This is a genomic window from Rugamonas sp., from assembly GCF_025354735.1.
In the GTDB taxonomy this organism is placed as follows: domain Bacteria; phylum Pseudomonadota; class Gammaproteobacteria; order Burkholderiales; family Burkholderiaceae_D; genus Rugamonas.
This window is the reverse complement of sequence record NZ_JANXMI010000236.1, coordinates 1-3,861: the sequence shown is the minus strand read 5'-3', so window position 1 is coordinate 3,861 and position 3,861 is coordinate 1. Positions and strand designations below refer to the sequence as shown.

The following is a 3,861-nucleotide window of genomic DNA, read 5'->3' as shown; positions in this document are numbered from 1 at the left end:
CTTCGAAGTCGCGGATGACGTCGGCGTGGCGCAGCGTCAGGCCGATATCGTCGAGCCCGTTCATCAGGCAGTATTTGCGGAAGGCGTCGATCTCGAAGGGATAGGAGACGCTGCCATTGCTGGTGGAGATGCGCTGCTGCTCAAGGTCGACCACCAGACGGTAACCGGGGAAGGCCTTGACTTCATTGAACAGATGATCGATCTGCGCTTCCGCCAACACGACCGGCAGCAGGCCGCTCTTGTAGCAGTTATTGAAGAAGATGTCGGCGAAGGACGGCGCGATGATGGCGCGGAAGCCGTACTGGTCGAGCGCCCACGGCGCGTGCTCGCGCGAGGAGCCGCAGCCGAAGTTTTTGCGCGTCAGCAGGATGGACGCGCCCTGGTAGCGCGGCTCGTTGAGCACGAAGTCCGGATTGAGCGGACGGCGGCTGTTGTCCACGCCCGGTTCGCCGTGGTCCAGGTAGCGCCACTCGTCGAACAGGTTGGGGCCGAAGCCGGTGCGGTGGATCGACTTCAGGAACTGCTTCGGGATGATGGCGTCGGTGTCGACGTTGGCGCGGTCGAGCGGCGCCACCAGGCCTTCGTAGAGCGTAAATTTATCCATGATGCTGTCCTCGCTTTCGTCTGTGCGGCGGCGGGCCGCCGGCCCGTCGCGTCGCGGTCATTTAATGGCCGGTGGCGTTTTCAACGGCCTGGCCGGCCTTCTGCATGTCCTTGCCCATGCCGGCGACGGTGTTGCAGCCGGCCAGCAGCAGCGCGATGAAGGAGAGGACGAATAGTTTTTTCATGATGTGGACTCTGGGTGACTAAATATATCGGTAATGGTGATGCGCGGCGGCGGCCATCGGGGTCGATCCCCGAAGTCCGGCGCCGCCGCCAAATTAACGCATGGCGCGCACGTCGACGAAGTGGCCGGCGATGCCGGCGGCGGCGGCCATGGCCGGCGACACCAGGTGGGTGCGGCCGCCCTGCCCCTGGCGGCCTTCGAAGTTGCGGTTCGAGGTCGAGGCGCAGCGTTCGCCCGGCTCCAGCCGGTCGGCGTTCATGGCCAGGCACATCGAACAACCGGGCTCGCGCCACTCGAAGCCGGCGTCGCGGAAGATGCGGTCCAGGCCCTCTTTTTCGGCCTGGTCTTTCACCAGGCCGGAGCCCGGCACCACCATCGCCAGCTTGACGTTGGAGGCGCGGAATTTACCGCGCACCACCTCCGCCGCCGCCCGCAGATCCTCGATGCGCGAATTGGTGCAGGAACCGATGAAGACCTTGTCGATGCGGATCTCGCTGATCGGCGTGTTCGGTGTCAGCGCCATGTAGACCAGCGCCTTTTCCATCGCGTCGCGCTTGACGCTGTCCTTTTCCTGGTCGGGATCGGGCACGCGGCCGTCGATCGACGTCACCATTTCCGGCGAGGTGCCCCAGGTCACCTGCGGCTTGACCTCGGCCGCGTTGAGCGTGACGACCAGGTCGAAGCGCGCGCCGGCGTCCGAGTGCAGGGTGCGCCAGTGTTCGACGGCGCGCTCCCAGTGCGGTCCGGCTGGCGAAAACGGCCGGCCCTTGACGTAGTTGATGGTGGTGTCGTCGACGCCGATGATGCCGGCGCGGGCGCCCGCTTCGATGGCCATGTTACAGACCGTCATCCGGCCTTCCATCGACAGCGCGCGGATGGTCGAGCCGCCGAATTCGATGCAGTAGCCGGTGCCGCCGGCGGTGCCGATCTTGCCGATGACGGCCAGCACGATGTCCTTGGCGGTGACGCCGGCCGGCAGCGCGCCGTCGACCTGCACCAGCATGGCCTTGGACTTTTTGGCCAGCAGCGTTTGCGTGGCCAGCACGTGCTCCACTTCCGAGGTGCCGATGCCGTGCGCCAGCGCGCCGAAGGCGCCGTGGGTGGACGTGTGCGAGTCGCCGCAGACCACCGTCATGCCGGGCAGGGTCGCGCCCTGTTCCGGCCCGATCACGTGGACGATGCCCTGGCGCTTGTCGTTCATGTTGAAATAGGTCAGGCCGTAGGACTTGGCGTTCCTGTCCAGCGTTTCCACCTGCAGGCGCGAGATCGGGTCGGCGATGCCGCCGGCGCGGTCGGTGGTCGGCACGTTGTGGTCGGCCACGGCCAGGTTGGCGGACACGCGCCACGGCATGCGGCCGGCCACGCGCAGGCCGTCGAAGGCCTGCGGGCTGGTCACTTCATGCACCAGGTGGCGGTCGATGTAGAGGATGGTGGTGCCGTCGTCTTCGGCCCGCACCACGTGGGATTCCCAGAGTTTGTCGTAAAGCGTCTTCATCATGATGTGTGCGTTGTTACTACCGCCTGTGTGAGTGATCCACTTTGATTATGCCATATCGCGCGATGCGCAAGCGGCGCGGCGAGGGCCTCGTGAGCCGCCGCGCCGCCGCGTGACCGCCGGCTTTATGACGTCTTTGATTTATATCGTTTATACCGTTACAAAAAAATCCGGGGGCGTTCCGCGGCGCTGACATCACTCTTAGATTAAAAAAAAGCCCGCGGGCTACGCAGGCTTTGGTGTTGCGCCAGCGTTGTCGCTAGGCCGCCATGCGTACAGTGCCCCGGCAGCCATCCATCAGGAACGATAGGCCCACCACCAGCACCAGTTCGCCCTCGGCCGAGCGCGCGGTGCCGGTGATGCCTTCGACCGCGATCGCGGTCATCGGTTTAATCACCAGGTCGGCCGTGCCATCGACCGCTTCCACCGCCAGAATATAGGGCTGGGGCGCGGCGACGACGATGCCGACCTTCTCGCGGCAGCTTTCGTAACCGAGCGCGCCGGCCAGCGAACGCACCGGCAGCGGACGGCCCTGGTCTTTCAGCACCGGCGCGCCGCCCACTTCCATGAACACTTCCGGCAGTTCGACCACGCGCTGGACCACCGCCATCGGCAGCGCCAGGGCGGCGCCCGATGTGGACACCAGCATGGTCGGCACGATCGACAATTCGATCGGCAGGCGGATCGAGAACTTGGTGCCGACGCCGAGCGCCGATTCGATGTGGATGGCGCCACGGTTTTTTTCCACCGCCGTCTTCACCACGTCCATGCCGACGCCGCGGCCGGACACGCTCGACGCCACTTCCTTGGTCGAGAAGCCGGGCAGGAACACCAGCTGGAAGCACTCGTCGTTGGACAGCTGAGCCGATTCCGTAATCAAGCCTTTTTGCTGCGCCTTCTGGCGCAGCTTGATCGGGTCCATGCCCTTGCCGTCATCCTGCAGCACGATCATGACGCTGTTCGCTTCCTGCCATGCCTTGAGCGAAATGAACGATTTGAGCGGTTTGCCGGCGGCGATGCGTTCTTCCGGCGATTCGACGCCGTGATCGAGCGCGTTGCGCAGCATGTGGACCAGCGGGTCGTACAGGCTGTCGACGACGACGCGGTCGACTTCCGTCTCGGCGCCCTCGATGGTCAGGTCGACTTCCTTGCCCAGGTCCTTGGCCAGTTCGCGCACCAGGCGCGGGAATTTCTGGAACAGGCGGCCGACCGGCTGCATGCGCGTGGCCAGCGTGGCGCGTTGCAGTTCGGTCGAGTAGCGTGAGGCCCGTTCCAGCGTCTCGGCCAGCGTCGCCATCAGCGTCGCGGCCTGGCCTTCGAACTTGAATTGCAGCAGGCGTTCGAGCAGCACGGCGGCCTGGTTGGCGGCCTGCACGGATTCGCCGGCCACTTCGAGCAGCGCGTCGAGCTTGACGGCGTCGACGCGGATGCTTTCTTCCTTGACCGGGGCCGCTTGCGGACGCTCGTCGCGCTTTTCACTGTCCGGGCGACTGCGCGCGGGCGCGGCGGCCGGCGCGGGTGCGGCGACGGCCGCGCTGGCGGCCGGGGCGGCGGCTGAGACTGAGGCTGAGGCTGAGGC

General features: G+C 65.8%; 4 protein-coding genes. All 4 read right to left on the bottom strand.

From position 1 onward, the window contains the following. A partial coding sequence (leuD, locus tag Q0S71_RS19330; RefSeq protein WP_295999517.1) for a 3-isopropylmalate dehydratase small subunit occupies positions 1 to 604 on the bottom strand: 604 nt, incomplete at its 3' end. A gap of 61 nt (positions 605 to 665) precedes the next feature. Continuing rightward, positions 666 to 788, bottom strand: coding sequence for an entericidin A/B family lipoprotein (locus Q0S71_RS19325; RefSeq protein ID WP_295999515.1), 123 nt, complete (start codon positions 786 to 788; stop codon positions 666 to 668). Positions 789 to 881: 93 nt separating this feature from the next. Further along, positions 882 to 2,285, bottom strand: coding sequence for a 3-isopropylmalate dehydratase large subunit (gene leuC / locus Q0S71_RS19320; protein WP_295999514.1), 1,404 nt, complete (start codon positions 2,283 to 2,285; stop codon positions 882 to 884). 256 nt (positions 2,286 to 2,541) lie between these two features. Next, a partial coding sequence (locus Q0S71_RS19315; RefSeq protein WP_295999510.1) for an ATP-binding protein occupies positions 2,542 to 3,861 on the bottom strand: 1,320 nt, incomplete at its 5' end.

Bases quoted from the DNA above. Each gene is read 5' to 3' on its own strand.
- Q0S71_RS19325 (WP_295999515.1), bottom strand. From the start codon at position 788: ATGAAAAAACTATTCGTCCTCTCCTTCATCGCGCTGCTGCTGGCCGGC.
- leuC (WP_295999514.1), bottom strand. From the start codon at position 2,285: ATGATGAAGACGCTTTACGACAAACTCTGGGAATCCCACGTGGTGCGG.